This window comes from Phytohabitans flavus, from assembly GCF_011764545.1.
GTDB classification, from domain to species: Bacteria; Actinomycetota; Actinomycetes; order Mycobacteriales; family Micromonosporaceae; genus Phytohabitans; species Phytohabitans flavus.
Map to the genome: position 1 here is coordinate 578,541 of NZ_AP022870.1, position 20,475 is coordinate 599,015.

The following is a 20,475-nucleotide window of genomic DNA, read 5'->3' on the forward strand; positions in this document are numbered from 1 at the left end:
GCTGGCGAACCTGGACCGTTTGTCCCCTCGATCGCTGCGTGCTCCAACCTCCTCGCACCGATCAGGGCGATGGTCATGGATGCCCGGCACTGTCGAAAAGGGGGTGGCCTTGATCGGTGGGCGCTCTGGTCGTCCGTGGCGATTCATTTCCCCTCCAGCGGCAACTTTTCACCACGGACGCAGGCGGCCCGGCGGTGCTTGCGCCGATCAAGGAAAGTCCGCGGCTATGGCCTCGTCGCTGGCTGTGCCGGCCGGATGGGTTGTGAATCGCGGAGGGTGAGGCCGCGGGAGCAGCGGTCTGGACCACCGCGGACGTCGCGGTAGCTCACGTCTTTTGTTTTTGGAACAGAGGTCCTGGACAGTCACCAAGGAGCGTCTACTGTGGACGCTGCGGGCTTGGGGTGGGTTGGATCAGAATCGGACACGTGTTCGAGGGTGGGGTGGTCGTTGCTGAGCTGGCCCAGGTGCCGCCGGGTGCCGGGTTGGCCGCGATGCTCGCGCGCCTCGATCGGTCGGTGTTGAGCGGGTTTGAGCTGGTGGAGGTGGCCAAGGCCATCGCTCGCCAGGTCGCGCACTATCAGGCGGAGTTGTTGGCGACCGTGTTGGAGTCGGCCTACTGCCCGCCTGACGACGAAGGCAGCCCGCCGGAGCGCACCGACCGTCCGGAGGAGTATGCGGCGGAGGAGATCCGGTTCGCGTTGACGCTGACGCGGCGAGCCGCGGACGCGTTGATGGGCACGGCTTATGCGCTGGTCGAGCGCCTGCCGGACGTGCACGAGGCGTTGCTGTCGGGCCGGATCGATCTGGCCAAGGCTCGCGTGTTGGACGAGGAGTCCGCCGCCCTGCCGATCCCGGTGGCGCGGCGGGTGACCGGTCTTGTGCTGCCGGTCGCTGGTGGTTTGACCACTGGGCAGTTGCGCGCGCGGTTGCGGAAGGTGGTCATCGCCGCCGATCCCGACGCGGCGGCTTCTCGGCAGCGGGAGGCGCTGACCCGGCGCCGGGTCGAGCACGGCCTGGACACCGACGGCACCGCCACGCTCGCGGGCCACCACCTTCCGCCGGATCGGGCCGCGACCGCCGCGGCGCGGATCGACGCGCTGGCTCGGGCGGCGAAGCGGGCCGGGGACGCCCGGAGCTTGGATGAGCTGCGCGCGGATGTGTATCTGGACATTCTCAACGGTGACCGCACCCTGACCGGGCTTCTCGCGACGGCTGGTGGGGTGGAGCTGGTTGTTCCGTTGGGCGCGCTGACCGGCTCGTCCCGGGAGCCTGGCGAGATCAAGGGCTGGGGACCGGTCCTCGCCGAGATCGCCGCCAAGGTCGCCGACCAGCAGCGTGGCCGGCCGTGGCGCTACACGGTGGTCGACGGCAGCGGCGCGGTCACGGCTCACGGTCCGCTGCGTCGGCGTCCCGCGGCTGCTGTCGCCGCGTTTGTCAGGGCCCGGGACCGCACCTGCCGTGCACCCGGCTGCCGGGCGCCCGCGCACCGGGCTGACCTGGACCACACCCGCGCCTGGGAGACGGGCGGAGCCACCACATCGTCCAACCTTGGCGTGCTGTGCCGGCACTGCCACGGCTACAAACACAGTCGGGGAGTCCGCCTGACCCAGCCGGCGCCTGGCACGTTCGTCTGGCGCACCCGCCTCGGCCACACCTACACCACGGGGCCCGCACCACCCTGACTTTGCGATCACGCGACACTTTCGTGACGGCCTCATCGCGAGGTCAGCCATGCCGCCAGGACGGTGGCGATCGCGGCGGCTCAACGGGTGAGGGTGATGAGGGCGTTGGCTTGGTTGCGGGTGGCGAAGGTGTGGACGCGGTCCAGATGTGCATCGACATCACGAATCCCGTCGGCCGAGCCGCGGGCGGCCCAGGCGGCGGCTAGCGCGGCGTCGCTGGCGCAGCCGATCTCGTCGTAGAGCGTCACCGCCGCCGCCGGGTCGCCCGCCACCAGGGCCTCGGCCGCGACCACCCAGCGTGTGCGGCGCAGGCTCGTGCGGACCACCTCGGCCATCGCGGGAACCGCCGCCGGGGTCAGGACCGTCGCGTGGGCTGCGGCCGACAGCCACTCCAGCGTCAGCGCGGTCGGGACCTCGCGCCACAGCGCGGCCAGGTCCGCCAGCAGCGTTGCCGCACCGTCCACATTGCCGGAAAGGGCGTGGGCCAGCGCGCCGTGGGCGTAGGCGTTGTAGCGCAGGCGGACGAAGCCGGAGCGGTGGGCGACGTCCAGGCTGCGCGCGATGTCCTCGCCGTCGGGGCGGCCGCAGAGGGCGCCGATCCAGGCGCGGCGGCCGCGGAGCTGGAGGTCCCAGTCGGTGGTGCCGGCGCCCTCGTCCTCGTGGTCGAGGTATTCGTCGGCGGCGCGCAGCAGAGCCACCCAGTCGCCGTTGAAGTAGGCCAGCTCGGCCTCCTCCGAGTGGCTGAGCACCAGGCTCAACTGTCCACCGTGGACGCCGCGGCTCTCCCGTTCCAGCTCGGTGGCGCCGGACAGGTCGCCCTCCTCCTGGCGGAAGGTGGCCAGGTTGTGCAGCGCCCGGCGCAGCGTTGGCAGGCCCTGCGCGCGGCAGGTCTCGATCACGTCCGCCAGGTCGTCGAGGGCGGCGAGGTCGCCGGCCACGTACTGGGTGGCGTGCTCCGTGACCAGCGCGTGCACCTCGGCGTCGGCCAGGCCCAGGCGGTGGGCGAGGTCGCGGGCGGCGCGGGCCGCGGGCAGGGCCGGGCCGGTCTGGAACTCCAGCAGGTGCAGGCGGGCCAGCTCCGCGTACGCCTCGGCCTTGGCGGCGTCGTCGGGCAGGTCGTGGAAGAGGGCGATGGCGTGGTCGAGGTGCTCGCGGGCCTTGTCGCGTTCGGCGCGCATGAACTCGGCCTGCCCCAGCAACGTCTCCGCCCGCGCCTCGCCGGCCCGGTCGCCGGCCTCCCGCATGCGGTCGGCGAGGCGGGCGACCTCCTTGACCCCGTCGCGGTAGAAGCGGTCGGCGTCGTCCAGGAACTGGAGCCGGTGGTGCAACAGCTCGGCGCCCCGCCGCGCATCCGGCTCGTGCTCGGCCGGCCAGGCGTTGAGCGCGCCCTCCGTGTAGCCGAGCGCGGACTCCACCGCGTACACGGTGAAGGCGGCCTCGGCCGCGGCGAGCAGTGCGGTGCGCGCGGCCTCGGTGTCCGCGGCCGTGTCCTCGCCGAGGCTCAGGGTGAGGTCGAGGGCCTGGATGCGGTGGCGCGCGACGGCGGTCGCGAGGTCGTTGCGGCCGTCGATGGAAACCCGCTCCAGCCAGGTCGCCGAGCGCCGGTGCAGCGCCGCGCGGGTCGCTCTGGGGAGGCGGCGGTACGCCACGTCGCGCACAAGCTGGTGCTGGAACGCAAGCTCCGCCTCACCAGCCACAGTGGACACCGGGCCGGCGACGAGGAGGTCGCGGCGCTGGAGGCGGTGCAGCACGCCGGCCACGCCTACCGTGTCGAGCGCGAGCATGTCGGCGATCGCGCCCGGCCAGAGGCGGTCGCCGAGGACGGCGGCGGCGTTGAGGACGGTGCGCTCCGCGTTGTCGAGCAGGTCGATGCGGTTGGCGATGACGCCGTGCACGCTGTCCGGGACGTCCAGGTCACCTTCGGCGTCCAGGGCACTGCCGCGCTCGCCGACCATCCGCACGTATTCGACCGCGTACATCGGGTTGCCGGCGGTGAGCCGGGTCAGGCGGTCGGCGTGGTCGGTGGGCAGGCCCTGCTGGGTGAGCAATGTGGACAGTAGTGCGCGCACCTCCGCGTTGCGCAGCCGGGCCAGCGAGACGGTGAGCATCCCGGGCAGCGCGGACGGCCAGGTGGGCTGCTCGTCGAGCAGTTCGGGGCGGTAGGTGCAGAGCACGAGCAGGGGCACGTCGCCGCCGGCCTCGACAAGGTCGGCGAGGAAGCGGAGCATGGCCGGGTCCGCGAAGTGCAGGTCTTCGATCACCAGCACGGTGGGGATGTGCCGGGCCAGGGCGAGCAACGCGTCCCGCCAGGCGGCCTCGATCTCGCCCGGGCGCACCGCGCGACCGGGCAGGCCGGCGAGCGGGCCCAGCAGCCCGACCAGGCGGTCCACCTCGGGCGACGGCAGCACCTCGGCGAGCGTGGCGGTGAGCCGCTCGCGGGTGGTGGCCGGGTCGTCGGTGTCGAGTACATCGGCCTCGGCCTTGACGATCTCGGCGAGCGCGTCGTAGGTGCCGCCCGCCCCGTACGGCAGGCAGCGGCCGACCCGCCACCGCACCAGCAGGTCGCCGTCGTCGTGGATGCGGCGGTACAGCTCGCGTACCAGCCGGCTCTTGCCCATCCCGTGCACGCCGACCACCGACACCAGGTGGGCGCGGCGCTCGGACACGCACCGCCGCACCGCCGCCGTGAGCAGGTCGAGCTCGGCGGCCCGCCCGACCAGCGGGGTGCCTTCGTCGTCGATGACCGGCGGGCGCCGTACCGACGCCTGGGCCAGCCAGGCCTCGACGGAGCGCGACTTGCCGGCGAGCGCCAGGTGCAGAGGCTCGTCCGCGTAGCGGATCGAGCCGGCGGTGGCGCGGTGGGTCGCGGCCGAGACAAGCACGCCGCCTTCCGGCGCATGGGTTTGTAGCCGCGCAGCGGTGGCCACCACGTCACCGGAGAGCAGCGCCTCGCCGCCGTTGCGGGCGGCGGCCAGGTCGACCAGCGCCTCACCGGTGGCGATGCCCACCCGGGCCCGCATCGGGTAGCGCCCGGCGAGCGGCTTGCCGTCCAGCGCCCGCTGCATGTCCAGGCCGGCGAGCACCGCCCGGTACCCGTCGTGCTCGGTCTCCACCGGCACGCCGAAGACGGCCATGACCGCGTCGCCGATGTACTTCTCCACGACCCCGCCGTACCGCCGGATCACCTCGCGCGCGGTGTTGAAGTAGTCCATCTGTAGGCGGCGCAGGTCTTCGGGGTCGAGCCGCTCCGCCATCGAGGTGAAGCCCTTGAGGTCGGCGAAGAGCACGTTGACCGTGCGCCGCTCCTCGCGGGACGGGCTGCCGCTGTGCAGCTCGCGGGTGAGCGGGCTGCCGCAGCTGGTGCAGAACGTGAACTCGGGCGCGACGATCGAGAGGCAGGAGCCGCACCGGCTGTGCAGCGGAGCGCCGCACCGGCCGCAGAAGTGGTGGGTGGGGTCGGCGACCGCGTCACACTTCAGACACACGCGCTGTGTGCCGTGTGGCGCCGGTTCGTCGACCATCCCGCGACCATCCTCGCAGCTCGTGCCCGCTGGGCCAAGGGTGAGTCAGTCACACGGTAACGTTGCCTGTCCAAAGAATGACAGCTCGACAGCTACTTTGGACACTAAGGTCCGAAGAGCTGCTTTCCCGTCCACAAAGGGGGATCCACCATGACCGACTCGACCGAGGCCGGCACGCAGGGCAAGGGTGTCAGCTCCGACCCCAACGGCAAGGGTGTCAGCTCGACCACGCAGGGCAAGGGCGTGAGCGTGCCGGAGAAGGGCAAGGGCGTCAGCGCGCCCCCGGCCGACGAGCACGAGTAGCGCGTACCGGGCGGGGATCCATGCCGATCGGTATGGGTCCCCGTCCATGCGTACGAATGTTTCCGACAACTGAGACTAATAGCAGGTCGTGCGCGGTGTGGGGTCGCGTACACCCGCTGGGCTGCCCTATCCTCCGCTGGTTTTGTCCAGTCCAGCTTTCCGCACGGGGAAGGGTTACCCCCACATGCACGCCAGGAGCGCTCTGCGTCTGTTCGCGGGGCTCGGGGTCGCGGCCACGCTCGTCGCGACCACCGCCATACCGGCCGCCGCACGGGCGGCCGCGGAGATCAGTGTCTTCTACGGCGACCTAACGGTCGCGGCGGACGGCCCAGGCAAGATCCAGGCCGCCTCGATCTACGCCTCCGAGTCGGTGGTGCTCGACAAGCCGACCATGCGCTTCGACGCGACCGACCTCGCCGGGGTGGTGACGCTCTCCGAGGAAGTGAGCAGCGACTGCGCGGAGGAGTCCGCGGGGATCTTCGTCTGCCAGTCCCCGTTCGATATCGAGTTGGACGAGTTCGGCATCGGCGGGCTCTTCGACGTCGTCATCACCGCCGCCCAGGGCGCGACCGAGGGCGCCGAGGGCACCCTCAAGCTCACACTCAGCGCGCCCGGAATCGAGCCCGTCAGCACGCAGGCGCGGGTCCGGGTCGGCGAGGGCGTCGACCTCGCGACCGACGAAGAGCCGGCGGAGGTCTCCAGCGCGCCGGGCGCGAACTTCGACGCGCCGCTGCGGCTGCGCAACGCGGGTGAGACGGCGGCCGAGGGCGTGGCAGCCGTGTTCTTCGGCGGCTACGGCATCGAGTCCCGCACCCGCCACAGCAACTGCACGTACGAGGGCGACTACCTCAGGACCTGCACGTTTGAGCAGGACCTTGCGCCCGGTTCCACGCACACCGCGTCGGTGGCCGCCCGGCTGCGCCCCGACACGTACGCGCCGGGCCACCAGGCGCTTGAGAACATCTGGATGACGCCGGCCGAGTTCGAGGACTTCGCCAAGTTCATCGAGGCCAATGGGTTCGACATCGGCAAGCCCGGCGACGGGCCGGCGCTGGCGCTTACCGAGGAAAGCGGGATCCAGGCGCGCAAGGCGCAGGCGGACAAGGACCCGCTGAACAACGGGACCTACGTTGACGTCACCGTCACCGGCGAAAACGGGGCGGACCTGGAGGCGATCGGCACGGCGTTCGACGGCGCCGCCGGGAGCATCCACGAGACCAAGCTCGGCGTGGTCAACCACGGGCCGGCGGCGCTCGACAGCAGCCGTAGCGGCGAGACGATCACCCGCGTGATCGTGGACGTCCCGGCCGGTACGACGGCCGTCAAGGTGTCCGCCGACTGCCTCCCGTTCGCCGGTGAAAACCCGGACTGGGAGCAGCCGGGCAAGCCGGGCGCCCGCAAGTACCTGTGCAACCCCGGCTTCTTCCTGGCTCCGGGTGACGGGCTTGTGTTCCCGTTCTCCTTCCGGATCGACGAAGTGATCGCGGACGCCGCGGGCACGCTCACGGTGAACGCGCCGTGCGAGTGCTCGGGGGTCTTCACCCGGGACACCAACAAGTCCAACGACGTCGCGAAGATCCTGGTCAACGGCACCGGTGGGGGCGGTGGCGGGCTCCCCGTCACCGGCACCTCCACCGGTATCGTCGCCGGGGCCGGCGCGCTCCTGCTGGTCGCGGGCGCTGTCGGGTTCGTGATCGCCCGGCGTCGCCGGATGCGCTTCGTAGCCTGATCAAACTCAGCGGCGGCTGCTGCTCGATCGCGTCGGGTAGCAGCCGCTGCGGGGTGCCGCGGTGGCATAGTGGATCGGGTGATCCCCGCCACTCCCGCCGCGCTGGCCGAGGCGCTCGCCGGCGTGGGTTACCTGGCCGACGACGGCCTCGCCATCGCCGGTCACCTGGCGCTCAAGCTGGGCCGCCCGCTCTTCCTGGAGGGCGACGCGGGGGTGGGCAAGACCGCGTTCGCGCAGGCCCTGGCATCGGCGACCGGGGCGCATTTCGTGCGGTTGCAGTGCTACGAGGGACTCGACGCGGCGCAGGCGCTCTACGACTGGGACTTTCCGCGGCAGATCCTGCACCTGCGTACCGTCGAGGCGGCGGCCGCCGCGGCCGGGGACAAACCTGACACGGCCGCGCTGGAGGCGAGCCTCTACGACCGGCGATTCCTCGTCGCCCGCCCGCTGCTCCAGGCGCTCGAGCTGAGCCCGTGCGTGCTGCTCGTCGACGAGATCGACCGGGCCGACGACGAGTTCGAGGCGTTCCTGCTGGAGATCCTCGCGGACGCCGCGATCACAATCCCCGAGCTTGGCCGGATCGCCGCCAAGACGCCGCCGCTGACCGTGCTGACCAGCAACCGCACCCGCGAGGTGCACGACGCCCTCAAGCGCCGCTGCCTGTACCACTGGGTCGAGCATCCCAGCTTCGCCCAGGAGGTGGCGATCATCCGCTCGCGGCTTCCCGAGGTGACCGAGCGCCTGGCCGCGGACGTGGCAGGCGCGGTGCAGCGGATGCGCCGGCTCGACCTGATCAAGGCGCCCGGTGTCGCCGAGGCCCTCGACTGGACCAGCGCGCTCGCCGCGCTCGGCGCCCGTGAGCTCGACCCCGACCTGGCCGCGGCGACGCTCGGCGCGGTGCTCAAGTACCGCGAGGACGGCGAGCGCGTGAAAGCGGCCCAGCCGTGGCTGGCGACCTGACCTCGATCCTCGTCGGCTTCGCCCGCACCCTGCGCAACGCGGGCGTACAGGCGACCGGGGAGCGGGTCGAGGCGATGGTCGCCGCCGTCGACGCGCTGGACGTCACCCGGCCCGAGGACGCGTACTGGGCGGGCCGTCTCACGCTCTGCGGCGAGCCCGACGACCTGCCGGTCTACGACGCGGCGTTCGCCGCCTACTTCGGCGGACGCGCGCCCGCGAAGCCGCCGGCGCCGGTCCCGACCAGGCGGCGGGGGTGGCGCTCTTCGCCCAGCACCACCCGGACGGGGGTACCGCCGGCTCCCGGGACGACGACCTGGCGGTCGCGGCCAGCCCCGCCGAGGTCCTGCGCCGCCGCGACCTCGCCCTTCTCTCCACCGCCGAGCGCGAGGAGGTACGCCGCCTCGTGGCCCTGCTCGCCCCGGCCACCGCCGCCCGCCCGAGCCGCCGCCATCGCCCGGCCGCCGGTGGTGCGGTCGATCCGCCTCGCACGGTCCGGCGGATGCTCCGCCACCTGGGCGAACCGGCCCGGCTGGCCCGGCGGGAGCGGCGGGACAAGCCGCGCCGGCTGGTACTGCTGCTCGACGTCTCCGGTTCGATGGCGCCGTACGCGGACTCGCTTCTGCGCTTCGCGCACGCCGCGGTCCGCAGGCGGCCGACGCTGACCGAGGCGTTCACGCTCGGCACGCGGCTGACCCGGGTGAGCCGGGCGTTGCGCCACCGCGACCCGGACGGTGCCCTGCGCGCGGCCGGCGAGGCGATCCCGGACTGGCACGGCGGTACCCGGCTGGCCGACTCACTGAAAGCCTTCCTGGACCGGTGGGGCCAGCGCGGCACGGCGCGCGGCGCGGTGGTGGTGCTCTTCAGCGACGGCTGGGAGCGGGGTGACCCGGCGCTGCTCGCCGCCCAGATGGCTCGCCTTTCCCGGCTGGCCCACCGGCTGGTGTGGGTCAACCCGCACCGTGGCAAGCCGGGGTACGAGCCGCTCGTCGCGGGCATGGCGGCCGCCCTGCCCTACCTGGACGACTTCGTCGCCGGGCACAGCCTCGCCGCGCTCGAGGACCTCGTCCGCGTCATCAGTCGATCATGATGTTTCCGGCGCGTGACTGAGGGTAGGTTCCCGCCCGAGACGGGAGGTATCGCATGAAGCTCGACCACTCCTTCAGCGTGCCGGTGCCGATGAAGGAGGCGTGGAGTGTGCTGCTGGACGTGCCACGGGTCGCGCCGTGCATGCCGGGCGCCACGCTAAGCGACTTCGACGGCCAGGAGTTCACCGGCACGGTCAGGGTGAAGGCCGGGCCGATGGTGCTCATATACGCCGGGAAGGGCCGCTTCGTCGAGCGTGACGAGGCGGCCCGCCGCATGGTGATGGAGGTTTCCGGCCAGGACACCCGCGGGTCCGGCACCGCCGCCGCGACGGTCACCGCCACGCTCGCCCCGACGGTGACTCGACGAGGGTCGAGGTGTCGACGGACCTGACGGTGACCGGCAAGCCGGCGCAGCTTGACCGAGGGGTGATCGCGGACGTGGGCGGGCGCCTGACCAGCCAGTTTGCCGACCGCTTGGCGGCGGAGCTGGTGGCGCCCGCGCCGACGGTCGCGCTACTGGTGCAGGACGAGCCGGCGGCTCCGGAGACCCAGCCGGAGACCGAGGTCGAGCCGATCGACATGCTCAAGCTGTCGGTCGGTACGGCCGCGGCCCGATACGCCGGGCTGATCGCGATCAGCGCCGGCGCCGTGGTCCTCACCTGGCTCGTGATCCGGGCCCTGCGTCGCTAATCGAAGCTGTACTCCAGTGTGTACGCGTGGCCGCCAGCCCCGTCCACGATGATCTGGCCGGCGCCGCGGATCGTGCGCAGGTCGCCGGTGCCGGAGTCGGGCACGATCGCCCAGTAGAGCGCCTGCCCGTCTGCGGCGTCGGCGGTGGCGTTGTGGTGCAGCACGAACGTGCCGGCCCGCCCGCCGACAGTGCCGCTGAACCGCTCGAACCCCACGTATGCGGAGGAGGTCTCCACCTGCGTCAGGCACATCAGGATGCGGGTGCTGCTCGTGCCGGTCAGGTCACCGGTGAACGTCTTCGTCACCTTCGCCTGCGACAGCGCCGCTCCCTCCGCCTCGTCGAAGGTCTCCTGGTCCCAGCCTTCTATGGTGAACGCGCCCTTGGCGTACTCGGTCATGGCCGACAGCATGCCGCACCTACCTGACAACCTGTGTCAGGTAGGCCGCTCCCGCTTCGGGAGCTTGCTGACCACCGCCTCATAGGAGCCGTCGATCGCCTCGCGGAGCTCCTCGTCGGGGATCTTGCCGCCGGTGCGGAGCGAGTTCCACCCCGAGCGCCCGATGTACGGCATGACTGACGCGTCTTCCGGGTAGCGGGCCAGCCACTCGTCGGCCATCTCGCGGTTGGGCCCGCACTTGACGCCGACACCCGGCCCGCCGGACCCCAGGAAGGCGAAGATCTTGCTGCCGACCTTCACCACGACGTCGCCCTCCCAGGGCTCGTCCTGCCACGCGCCGGGCTTGGCCAGGCAGTACGCCAGCAGCTCATCCCACGTCATCGCATCAGGCTACGAGAAGGCCGACGCCGAGCGTGAGCGTGCCGGCGGCGAGGGCGGCGGCGCCCAGCCAGAGGATCCAGATGAAACGGTTGGGCTGGGTGAGGCCGCGTCCCGCGGACGAGGCGAAGAAACCGCCGGACATGAGGATCGCGGCCGCCGGCACGCCGAGCCGCGCGACCGAGTCGGCGACCCCGGTGAGGGTGGCCGAGTCGGCCAGGACCTGGCAGATCAGGCCGAGCGTGACGAGCACCCCGGCGTGGGCGTGGCCGGCCCGGGCGAACGCCTTCTGGAAGTCGGTCATGGGCACCTGGCCGCGCACGATCCTGGTCATGAACCAGCCGCCGAACTCGATCGTCACGATGGTCAGCAGCATCACGCCGGCGACGTACCGGCTCTCGTCGCTCAGCAGCATTGTGTTGCCTTCCTTCAATCTAGGCAGTGTCTAGTTACGGGCCGACCATAACACGAGGGGCAGCGGTACGGTAGGTCGATGGTGACCGCCGATGACATCCGGCGGGTGGCGCTGTCCCTCCCGCGGGCCTACGAGGCGCTCGTGCGCGACCGGGTGAAGTTCCGGGTCGGCCAGATCGTGTTCGCGGCGCTCTCCCGGGACGAGACCGAGATGGGCTTCGGCTACCCGAAAGAGGAGCGCGTCGCGCTGATCGCGGCCGAGCCGGACAAGTTCTTCATGCCGATCAAGTCGGACGAGCGCTACAACTGGGTGCGGGTGTGGCTCGCGAAGATCGACGAGGACGAGATGCGCGAGCTCGTCGTCGACGCGTGGCGGATGTGCGTGCCCAAGAAGGTCATCGCCGAGTACGAGGCGTCACTGCGCTGACCCAGCTCCTGAGCGCTGGAGCTGGTGGCGCTCAGGCCGCCACGGCCACCGGGACCCGGCGAGGCGTCAGCAGCAGGCCGAAGCTCAGCCCGAACACCGTCCACAGTGCCGCCAGCTCGGCCAGCGAGGCCAGCCGGAAGTCCCACAGCAGGGCGGCCGGGATGTCCGCCGGCACGCTGTCGGGGGTGGCCGGCCAGGTCATGAGCAGCGCGGTGTACCCGACGGCCGCGACCGCGACGCCGATCGCCGCGCGGTAGGCCGGCGGCCACGGGCGTGCGGCCAGCCGGTCGTGCACGAGGAACGCGAGCCAGGTGATCGCGACCGCCGCCGCGATGAGCGTCAGGTACTGCACCGTACGCGCGGTGACCGTCTCCGGGTCGCCGACGCCGGGCGGGTTGGCGGGGTACTTGAGCCCGGGCAGCAACGCGAGCGTCGTGAAGCCGAGGAACGCCAGCAGCGCCGCGCGGCCGAAGTCGGTGGCGGCCGGCAGCCGGTGCCGCACACGGGCGAAAACCACGCCGACGACGAGCGCGAGGCAGACCGCGACGGCGATGGCCGCGATCATGCCGCCGACGACCTGCGTGGAACGGCCGAACACCGGGTCTTCGTGCGTACTGCCAGCGGATCGGGCCTCTTCGATGACGAGCGCGTTGTCGATCTGCGGCTCGACGACGGCCAGGGCGACGATCGAGGCGGCCACGCCGGCGAATAGCCCAGCGAGAGCCGCCCGGCGCAGCACGGCGCCGAGGGTGAGGGAAGTCATGGCGCTAGTGGCAGGGAACGCCGAGCGCGTGCCGCCCGTCGTGCGTGAACTCGTGGATCTGCTCGGCGAACGCCGTGCTGTTGAGCTGTAGCAACACGAATACCGCGAGCAGGGCGAAGGCGACGATCAGCCAGGCGGCGACGGGCACGTGAATCCGCGTGGCGGTGGACGCCTCGGCGGTGGGTGCGGCCATATCGGGTGTTCCTCTCGTCCATGCCTCGTGGCGATGCGGTACAGCTGCCACGGCCGGTCTCCTGGCTCCCGGATCGACACGCTCCCTCGACCTTCCCAGACCGTCGCCGGTCCAGTGGCGTTGCGGGGGAGCACTCCCCGGTCACAGTGGCGAGGACCACGCCGGAATTTCACCGGCTTCCCGAGCACCGTGGCTTCGGCAGCGTAACTCCGAACGCGTGTTTGACGCCAGACCCGCGGCTGGGTCAGCATGGCCGGCATGCCCGCCGCCTACCCGTTCTCCGCCGTCGTCGGCCTGGCCGACCTGCGGCTCGCGCTCCTGCTCACCGCCGTCAACCCGGCGATCGGCGGGGTGCTCGTGCGAGGTGAGAAGGGCACCGCCAAATCGACGGTCGTGCGCGCGCTCGCCACCCTCCTGCCCGAGCTGGACGTGGTCCGCGGGTGCCGCTTCGGCTGTGACCCGGCCGCGCCCGACCCGGAGTGTCCGGACGGCCCGCACGTCGGCGCCGCGCCGGTGGTGCGCCGCCGAGCGTCCCTTGTGGAGCTTCCGGTCGGCGCGACCGAGGACCGCGTGGTCGGTACGCTCGACATCCAGCGGGCGCTCGCCGAGGGCGTAAAGGCTTACGAGCCAGGGCTTCTGGCCACCGCCCATCGTGGACTGCTCTATGTGGACGAGGTAAACCTGCTCCCGGACCACCTCGTCGACCTGTTGCTCGACGCGGCGGCGATGGGCCGGGCGCACGTCGAGCGGGACGGGGTGTCGGTCAAGCACGCCGCCCGCTTCCTGCTCGTCGGCACGATGAACCCGGAGGAGGGCGAGCCGAGGCCGCAGCTCGTCGACCGCTTCGGGCTCGTCGTGTCGGTGACGTCGCCGGACGAGCCCGGCCCTCGCGCCGAGGTGGTGCGGCGGCGCCTGGCGTACGACGCCGACCCGGACGGGTTCGCCGCGCGCTGGGCCGCCGAGGACGCGGCCCTGGCCGAGCGGATCGCGGCGGCGCGGGAGCGGTTGGCGTCGGTGGAGCTGCCGGACGGGGAGCTCGACCGGATCGCGCGTATCTGCCTGGCGTACGGGGTGGACGGGTTGCGCGCCGACATCGTGGTGGCGCGGGCAGCGCTGACCCTCGCCGCGTGGCAGGGGCGCGGCGCGGTGACGGTGGAGGACGTACGGGACGCGGCTCGGCTCGCGCTGCCGCACCGGCGCCGGCGCGATCCGCTCGACCCGCCTGGAACGGACGAGGAGCGGCTCGAGGAAACACTGTCCAATGAGGACCCAAGCCCGGAGCCCGATCCCGATCCTGAACCACCGAACGGTGGGCCCTCCGGGGAAGGGGCGCCGTCCGATGAGGACGGTGGGTCGGCCGAGCAGCCGGCGGCCGCACCTGGTCAGCCGTACCGGCCGCGGGTGCTGACGCTGCCGAAGACCGGGGAGCGGGCGCACGCCGGCCGCCGCTCGCTGGCCTACGCGCGGCGCGGTCGGGTGGTCGGTGCCCGCCTGCCGCAGGGTGCCGGCGCACCGCACCTGCCGGCCACGCTCCGGGCCGCGGCCGCCCGGGGGAGCCGTACCGTCGCCCCGGCCGACCTGCGCGAGGCGGTACACGTCGGGCGGGAGGCCAACCTCGTGCTCTTCGTCGTGGACGCGTCCGGCTCGATGGCCGCCCGCCAGCGGATGTCCACGGTGAAGGCGGCGGTGCTGTCGCTGCTGCGCGACGCGTACCAGCGGCGGGACCGGGTGGGCATGATCACATTCCGGGGTACGGCGGCGGACGAGGTGCTCCCGCCGACCTCCAGCCACGAGGTCGGCGTCCAGCGGCTGGCCCGGCTCCGCACCGGTGGCCGTACGCCGCTCGCGGCCGGGCTGGAGGCCGCCGTCCGTACGCTGCGCACCGAGCGCCGCCGCGACCCGCGCCGCCGCCCGCTGCTCGTGCTCGTCACCGACGGCCGCAACACGGCGGGCGCCGACCCGCTGACCGTGGTGCCGTCGCTGTCGGGTACCGCCGCGGTGGTCGTCGACTGCGAGGGCGGCCCGGTGCGGCTGGGACTCGCCCGGCGGCTGGCGGTCGCGCTGGACGCGCCGTGCGTGCCGCTCGCCCAGCTCTCCGCCACCAACGCTCTGGGAAGGGTCGCCTGATGCCGCAGGGCAAGCCGGAGACGGTACCGGACGACGGGCTCACCACCCGCGAGCGGCGGCGCCAGCCCGTGCTCGCCGTCCACACCGGACAGGGGAAGGGCAAGTCCACCGCGGCGTTCGGGATGGCGCTGCGCGCGTGGAGCGCCGGATGGTCCATCGTGGTCTACCAGTTCGTGAAGAGTCCGAAGTGGAAGGTGGGCGAGGAGGCGGCCCTGCGCGCGCTCGGTGAGACCGGCAAGGGCGGCGCGGTCACCTGGCACAAGATGGGTGAGGGCTGGTCGTGGATCCAGCGCCCCGGCACCGAGCGCGACCACGCCGCGGAGGCCGCCGAGGGCTGGGCGCAGGTCAAGCGCGACCTGGCCGCGGAAGCCTACCGGTTCTACGTGCTCGATGAGTTCACGTACCCGATGAAATGGGGTTGGGTCGACGTCGCGGACGTCGTCGCGACGCTGCGCGACCGGCCCGGCTCGCAGCACGTGGTCATCACCGGGCGCGAGGCGCACGACGACCTGGTCGGCGCGGCCGACCTGGTCACGGACATGACGAAGGTCAAGCACCCGATGGACGCGGGACGCAAGGGGCAGCAGGGCATCGAATGGTGACAGGCTCGGCGTGGTAGGCATCCCGCGCCTGGTGATCGCGGCGCCGGCGTCGGGGCACGGCAAGACGACGGTCGCGACCGGGCTGCTGGCCGCGTTCGCCGCGCGGGGCACACGGGTCGCCGGCTTCAAGGTGGGGCCGGACTACATCGACCCGGGCTACCACGCGCTCGCCGCGGGGCGCCCAGGCCGCAACCTCGACCCCGTCCTGGTGGGCGAGGAGCGGATCGGCCCGCTCTTCGCGTACGGGAGCGCCGGCGCCGACCTCGCCGTGGTCGAGGGCGTGATGGGCCTGTACGACGGCCGGGTGGGCGCCGGCGACTTCGGCTCCACCGCGCACGTGGCCGCACTGCTCGCCGCGCCGGTCGTGCTCGTGGTCGACGCGTCCGCGCAGGGGCGTTCGGTGGCGGCGCTGGTGCACGGGTTCCGGTCGTTCGGCAGCGTGCGGCTGGCCGGCGTCATCCTCAACCGGATCGGCTCGGACCGGCACGAGGCGCTGCTGCGCGACGCGTGTGAGGAGGTCGGCACGCCGGTACTCGGCGCGCTGCGCCGCCAACCGGCGGTGGCCACGCCCTCGCGCCACCTGGGCCTGGTGCCGGTGGTCGAGCGTTCGGCGGAAGCGGCGCAGTCCGTGGCCGCGCTCGCCGCGCTGGTGGCCGGCGGCGTCGACCTGGACGCGGTGCTCGCGCTGGCCCGGACCGCCCCGCCGCTGGCGGCCGAGGCGTGGACACCGTCCGTTGTGGACGCACCGCATCCGCCGTACGCGCGCCGTCCGGTCGTCGCGGTCGCGGGTGGGCCGGCGTTCAGCTTCGGGTACCCCGAGACGGTCGAGCTGCTACGCGCGGCCGGCGCCGACGTGTCCACTGTGGATCCGTTGCGCGACGAGGCACTGCCGGCCGGCACGCGGGCCCTCGTGGTGGGCGGCGGCTTCCCGGAGGTGTACGCGGACCGCCTGGCAGCCAACGCCCCGCTCCGCGCCGCCGTGGCCGCCCTCGCCGCGCGCGGCGCCCCGATCGTGGCCGAGTGCGCGGGACTGCTGTGGCTCTGCCGCACCCTGGACGGCGCCGAGATGTGCGGCGTGCTCGACGCCGACGCCAGGATGACCGACCGCCTGACGCTCGGCTACCGCGACGCGGTCGCGCTGACCGACAGCCCGGTCGCGCCGGTCGGCGCCCGGGTCACCGGCCACGAGTTCCACCGCACCGACGTCACCCCGCGGTCGGGCGCGGCACCGGCGTGGGCCTGGCACGGCGCCGCGCCGGAGGGCTTCGTCGCGGGCGGGGTACACGCGTCGTACCTCCATCTGCACTGGGCTGGCCGCCCGGAGATCGCGAGCCGCCTCGTCGCGGCGGCATCCAGGGTCGCCGACTGACGCTAGCGATCGTTGGGGTCCTTGTACCAACCTGTGCCGCGCGGGAGACTTCTCGCGTTGGTCATATTGCGACAAGGGCCTATCGAGGAGGACAACTTCGTGAACGATCTTCCGGACCCGCTACCCGACGTCGCCATCTCGGTGGGTGCGGTCGCGGTGGCGCGGCGCGCCCACGAGCTTGGCCTTACACTGACGCCGGTCCAGTGTGACGAGCTAGCCCGCGCGGCGCTGGAGGCGGGCACACAGTACTTGGACGTTGAGACCGAGAGCGAGGGCTAGCGCCCCTCGAGGTCGCCCTCCGTGCTCAGGTACGCCTCGCGGAGGCCTTCCAGCACCGCCGGATCGGGGTACTCCCACATCTTGCGGTCGGCGGCCTCCAGCAGGCGCTCGGCGATCGCGTGCAGGGCCCACGGGTTCGACTGTTCGAGGAAGGCGCGGTTTTCCGGGTCCAGGACGTAGGTCTCGCCGAGCTTGTCGTACATCCAGTCGGCGACGACCCCGGCCGTCGCGTCGTACCCGAACAGATAGTCCACTGTGGCCGCCAGCTCGAAGGCGCCCTTGTACCCGTGCCGGCGCATCGCCTCCAGCCACCGCGGGTTGACCACGCGGGCGCGGAACACGCGCGCGGTCTCCTCGTGCAGGCTGCGGGTCCGCACGGCCTCGGGCTGGGTGCTGTCGCCGATGTACGCGGCGGGCGCGGTGCCGGTGAGCGCGCGCACGGTGGCGATCATCCCGCCGTGGTACTGGAAGTAGTCGTCGGAGTCGGCGATGTCGTGCTCGCGGGTGTCCACGTTCTTCGCGGCGACGGCGATCCGGCGGTACGCGGTCTCCATGTCGGTGCGGGCCGGCACGCCGTCGAGGTCGCGTCCGTACGCGAAGCCGCCCCAGGCCGCGTACACCTCGGCGAGGTCGGCGTCGTCCCGCCAGTTTCGGCTGTCGATGAGCGGGAGGAGGCCCGCGCCGTACGCACCGGGCTTGGAGCCGAACACCCGCGCGGTGGCCCGCCGCTTGTCGCCGTGCGCCGCCAGGTCCTCCTGGACGTGGGCGCGCACGAAGTTCTGCTCAGCGGGCTCGTCCAGCGCGGCGACCAACCGCACGGCGTCGTCGAGCATCACGACGACATGGGGGAACGCGTCGCGGAAGAACCCGCTGATCCGTACCGTCACGTCGATCCGGGGCCGGCCGAGCTCGGCGAGCGGGATCGGCGCCAGGCCGTTCACCCGGCGGGACGCCTCGTCCCACTGTGGACGGACGCCGAGCAGCGCGAGCACCTCGGCCACGTCGTCGCCGGCCGTACGCATCGCGCTCGTACCCCATACCGACAGTCCCACCGAGCGGGGCCAGTCGCCGGTATCCGCGCGGTACCGGGTCAGCAGCGAGTCGGCCATCGCCTGCCCGGTCTCCCAGGCCAGCCGGCTCGGCACCGCCTTCGGGTCGACGGAGTAGAAGTTGCGGCCGGTCGGCAGCACGTTGACGAGGCCGCGCAGGGGCGAGCCGCTCGGCCCGGCCGGGATGTACCGGCCGTCCAGCGCGCGGAGCACGTTGGTCAGCTCGTCGGTGGTCCGCGCCAGGCGGGGCACGATCTCGGTGGCGGCGAAGCGCAGCACCTCGGCGGCGGGGCCGTCCGGGACGGCGGCCGGATCCCAGCCCGCGGCCTCCATCTCGCTGACGAGCGCGCGGGCCGCCTCCTCCACCCTGTCGACCTCGGCGAGCGGGGCGTCCGGGGTCAGGCCCAGCGCTTCGCGCAGGCCGGGCAGCGCCGCCACCCGGCCGCCCCACATCTGCCGCGCGCGCAGCATGGCGAGCACCAGGTTGACCCGGGCCTCACCCGTCGGGGGTACGCCGAGCACGTGCAGGCCGTCGCGGATCTGCGCGTCCTTGACCTCGCACAGCCACCCGTCGACGTGCAGCAGGAAGTCGTCGAACTCGGCGTCGTGCGGCCGGTCGTCCACCCCCAGGTCGTGGTCGAGCCGGGCGGCCTGGACGAGCGTCCAGATCTGCGCCCGGATCGCCGGCAGCTTGGCCGGGTCGAGCGCGGCGATGGTGGCGTGCTCGTCCAGCAGCTGCTCCAGGCGGGCGATGTCGCCGTACGTCTCGGCGCGCGCCATCGGCGGTACCAGGTGGTCGATCAGCGTGGCGTGCGCCCGCCGCTTGGCCTGCGTGCCCTCGCCGGGGTCGTTGACCAGGAACGGGTACACCAGCGGCAGGTCGCCGAGCGCCGCGTCCGGCCCGCACGCCGCCGACATGCCCACCGTCTTGCCGGGCAGCCACTCCAGGTTGCCGTGCTTTCCGATGTGGACGATCGCGTGCGCGCCGAACGTGCCCGCCACCCACCGGTACGCGGCCAGGTAGTGGTGGCTGGGCGGGAGGTCCGGGTCGTGGTAGATGGCAATGGGGTTGGCGCCGAAACCGCGCGGCGGCTGGACCATCACGACCACGTTGGCGGCGCGCAGGGCGGCGAGCACGATGGCGCCGTCCGAGTCGACGTAGAGCTCGCCCGGCGGCGGACCCCAGTGCCGCTCGATCTCCTCGCGCAGCTGCGCCGGGAGCGTGCCGTAGTACGCGAGGTAGTCGGCCGCCGGGATGCGTACCGGATTGCCCTCGATCTGCTCCTCGGTGAGCCAGTCGGGATCCTGCCCGCCGGCCGCGATGAGCGCGTGCATGAGCGCGTCGCCGTCGTCCGGTAGGTCCCCCACCTCGTACCCGCGCTCGCGCAGCGCGTCCAGCAGGCGCACGGTGCTCGCCGGGGTGTCGAGGCCGACCGCGTTGCCGATGCGGGAGTGCTTTGTGGGGTACGCGGACAGCATCAGCGCCACCCGCTTCTCCGCCGCCGGCACGTGGCGGAGGCGGGCGTGCGCGACCGCGATACCGGCGACCCGGGCGGCGCGCTCGGGGTCGGCCACGTACACGGTGAGGCCGTCCGGGTCGATCTCCTTGAAGGAGAACGGGACCGTGATGATGCGCCCGTCGAACTCCGGGATCGCGACCTGCGTCGCGGCGTCCAATGGGGACAGTCCGTCGTCGCCGGTGGCCCACGCCTCGCGGCTGCTGGTGAGGCAGAGCCCTTGCAGGATCGGTACGTCGAGCGCGGCGAGCGCGCCCACGTCCCAGGCCTCGTCGTCGCCGCCCGCGCCCACCTCGGCCGGGCGCGTGCCGCCGGCCGCGAGCACCGTCACCACGAGCGCGTCAGCCTGCCCGAGCGCGGCCAGCAGGTCGCGGTCGGGGGTGCGCAGCGACGCGCAGTACACAGGCAGGGGCCGCCCGCCCGCTCCGGCTATCGCGTCGCACAACGTCTCGACGAACGCCGTGTTGCCGGCCATGTGGTGCGCCCGGTAGTAGAGCACCGCGACCACCGGCCCGTCGCCGCTCGGCAGCTCGCCGGCACCCCACACGGGGGTCGGCTCGGGTGGCGCGAAGCCGTGCCCGGTCAGCAGCACGGTGTCCGACAGGAACCGGTGCAGCTGGGCCAGGTTGCCGGGTCCGCCGTGCGCCAGGTAGGCGTGGGCCTCCGCGGCCACCCCGCTCGGCACCGTCGAGAGGCGCATCAGCTCCGCGTCGGGGGCCTGCTCGCCGCCGAGCACCACGACCGGCCGAGGACCGGCGAGCAGGGCGTCGAGCCCTTCCTCCCAGGCGCGGCGCCCGCCGAGGAGGCGGACGACCACGAGGTCCGCGCCATCGACGAGGTCGGGAAGGTCGGCCACCGCGGTGCGCGCCGGGTTTGCCAGCCGGTACGGCGCGCCGCTCGCCCGCGCGCTCAACAGGTCGGTGTCGGACGTCGACAGGAGCACGAACACGGGCCACAGCCTCCCTCGGGATCCGCGTCCCGGGTCGAAG

The 20,475-nt window shown here is 72.9% G+C and carries 19 protein-coding genes and 1 riboswitch; of the genes, 12 read left to right on the forward strand and 7 right to left on the reverse strand.

Annotated elements, in window-relative coordinates:
• Positions 1 to 425: 425 nt before the first annotated feature.
• Positions 426 to 1,682, forward strand: coding sequence for an HNH endonuclease signature motif containing protein (locus Pflav_RS02545; RefSeq protein WP_173033439.1), 1,257 nt, complete (start codon positions 426 to 428; stop codon positions 1,680 to 1,682).
• 80 nt (positions 1,683 to 1,762) lie between these two features.
• Here Pflav_RS02545 and Pflav_RS02550 read toward each other — a convergent pair whose 3' ends face one another.
• On the reverse strand, positions 1,763 to 5,203 hold the full coding sequence (locus Pflav_RS02550; RefSeq protein ID WP_173033441.1) for an ATP-binding protein: 3,441 nt from the start codon (positions 5,201 to 5,203) through the stop codon (positions 1,763 to 1,765).
• A 150-nt stretch (positions 5,204 to 5,353) separates the two neighbouring features.
• Between Pflav_RS02550 and Pflav_RS02555 the strand changes: the two genes are divergently transcribed.
• From Pflav_RS02555 to Pflav_RS43080, 6 genes are all read left to right on the forward strand, one after another.
• The gene (locus tag Pflav_RS02555; protein ID WP_173033443.1) at positions 5,354 to 5,506 is read left to right on the forward strand and encodes a hypothetical protein; all 153 of its coding nucleotides are present in this window, start codon (positions 5,354 to 5,356) and stop codon (positions 5,504 to 5,506) included.
• A gap of 184 nt (positions 5,507 to 5,690) precedes the next feature.
• A complete protein-coding gene (locus Pflav_RS02560) occupies positions 5,691 to 7,235 on the forward strand; it encodes an LPXTG cell wall anchor domain-containing protein (protein ID WP_173033444.1) in 1,545 nt (514 codons plus the stop codon).
• Between the two features lie 78 nt (positions 7,236 to 7,313).
• Positions 7,314 to 8,195, forward strand: coding sequence for an AAA family ATPase (locus Pflav_RS02565; RefSeq protein WP_232070944.1), 882 nt, complete (start codon positions 7,314 to 7,316; stop codon positions 8,193 to 8,195).
• A 253-nt stretch (positions 8,196 to 8,448) separates the two neighbouring features.
• The gene (locus Pflav_RS02570) at positions 8,449 to 9,282 is read left to right on the forward strand and encodes a vWA domain-containing protein (RefSeq protein WP_197937848.1); all 834 of its coding nucleotides are present in this window, start codon (positions 8,449 to 8,451) and stop codon (positions 9,280 to 9,282) included.
• 53 nt (positions 9,283 to 9,335) lie between these two features.
• On the forward strand, positions 9,336 to 9,671 hold the full coding sequence (locus Pflav_RS43075; RefSeq protein ID WP_197937850.1) for an SRPBCC domain-containing protein: 336 nt from the start codon (positions 9,336 to 9,338) through the stop codon (positions 9,669 to 9,671).
• The gene (locus Pflav_RS43080) at positions 9,656 to 9,970 is read left to right on the forward strand and encodes an SRPBCC family protein (protein ID WP_197937852.1); all 315 of its coding nucleotides are present in this window, start codon (positions 9,656 to 9,658) and stop codon (positions 9,968 to 9,970) included. The genes Pflav_RS43075 and Pflav_RS43080 overlap by 16 nt, the downstream gene beginning before the upstream one ends.
• Here the strand turns inward: Pflav_RS43080 and Pflav_RS02580 are convergent.
• From Pflav_RS02580 to Pflav_RS02590, 3 genes are read right to left on the reverse strand one after another with little or no spacing between them, the layout of a single operon-like run.
• Complete coding sequence (locus tag Pflav_RS02580; RefSeq protein ID WP_173033446.1) at positions 9,967 to 10,368, reverse strand: DUF3224 domain-containing protein; 402 nt, start codon at positions 10,366 to 10,368, stop codon at positions 9,967 to 9,969. The two genes, Pflav_RS43080 and Pflav_RS02580, sit on opposite strands and share 4 nt — an antisense overlap.
• A 36-nt stretch (positions 10,369 to 10,404) precedes the next feature.
• Entirely contained in the window at positions 10,405 to 10,749 is a 345-nt protein-coding gene (locus Pflav_RS02585) for an MmcQ/YjbR family DNA-binding protein (protein ID WP_173033448.1), read from the reverse strand.
• 4 nt (positions 10,750 to 10,753) lie between these two features.
• Positions 10,754 to 11,161, reverse strand: a complete 408-nt coding sequence (locus Pflav_RS02590) for a hypothetical protein (RefSeq protein WP_173033450.1) — start codon at positions 11,159 to 11,161, stop codon at positions 10,754 to 10,756.
• 78 nt (positions 11,162 to 11,239) lie between these two features.
• Between Pflav_RS02590 and Pflav_RS02595 the strand changes: the two genes are divergently transcribed.
• On the forward strand, positions 11,240 to 11,587 hold the full coding sequence (locus Pflav_RS02595; protein ID WP_173033452.1) for an MmcQ/YjbR family DNA-binding protein: 348 nt from the start codon (positions 11,240 to 11,242) through the stop codon (positions 11,585 to 11,587).
• Positions 11,588 to 11,618: 31 nt separating this feature from the next.
• On the opposite strand, the gene Pflav_RS02600 is transcribed toward Pflav_RS02595, so the two are convergent.
• Both Pflav_RS02600 and Pflav_RS02605 read right to left on the reverse strand, forming a co-directional pair.
• Positions 11,619 to 12,350 (reverse strand): CbtA family protein, encoded by a 732-nt coding sequence (locus Pflav_RS02600; protein WP_173033454.1) that lies wholly within the window; start codon positions 12,348 to 12,350, stop codon positions 11,619 to 11,621.
• Positions 12,351 to 12,354: 4 nt separating this feature from the next.
• Entirely contained in the window at positions 12,355 to 12,543 is a 189-nt protein-coding gene (locus Pflav_RS02605) for a CbtB domain-containing protein (RefSeq protein ID WP_173033456.1), read from the reverse strand.
• A 34-nt stretch (positions 12,544 to 12,577) separates the two neighbouring features.
• A riboswitch (cobalamin riboswitch) is annotated at positions 12,578 to 12,750 on the reverse strand.
• Between the two features lie 51 nt (positions 12,751 to 12,801).
• On the opposite strand from Pflav_RS02605, the gene Pflav_RS02610 reads away from it, so the two are divergent.
• From Pflav_RS02610 to Pflav_RS02625, 4 genes are all read left to right on the forward strand, one after another.
• The gene (locus tag Pflav_RS02610) at positions 12,802 to 14,670 is read left to right on the forward strand and encodes a VWA domain-containing protein (protein ID WP_173033458.1); all 1,869 of its coding nucleotides are present in this window, start codon (positions 12,802 to 12,804) and stop codon (positions 14,668 to 14,670) included.
• Complete coding sequence (gene cobO, locus Pflav_RS02615) at positions 14,670 to 15,272, forward strand: cob(I)yrinic acid a,c-diamide adenosyltransferase (protein ID WP_173033460.1); 603 nt, start codon at positions 14,670 to 14,672, stop codon at positions 15,270 to 15,272. The genes Pflav_RS02610 and cobO overlap by 1 nt, the downstream gene beginning before the upstream one ends.
• Before the next feature lie 10 nt (positions 15,273 to 15,282).
• Positions 15,283 to 16,641: a cobyrinate a,c-diamide synthase gene (locus tag Pflav_RS02620; protein ID WP_173033462.1), complete on the forward strand. Its 1,359-nt coding sequence runs from the start codon at positions 15,283 to 15,285 to the stop codon at positions 16,639 to 16,641.
• Between the two features lie 99 nt (positions 16,642 to 16,740).
• The gene (locus tag Pflav_RS02625; RefSeq protein WP_173033464.1) at positions 16,741 to 16,920 is read left to right on the forward strand and encodes a hypothetical protein; all 180 of its coding nucleotides are present in this window, start codon (positions 16,741 to 16,743) and stop codon (positions 16,918 to 16,920) included.
• Here Pflav_RS02625 and Pflav_RS02630 read toward each other — a convergent pair.
• Entirely contained in the window at positions 16,917 to 20,435 is a 3,519-nt protein-coding gene (locus tag Pflav_RS02630; RefSeq protein ID WP_173033466.1) for a cobaltochelatase subunit CobN, read from the reverse strand. The two genes, Pflav_RS02625 and Pflav_RS02630, sit on opposite strands and share 4 nt — an antisense overlap.
• Positions 20,436 to 20,475 lie beyond the last annotated feature (40 nt).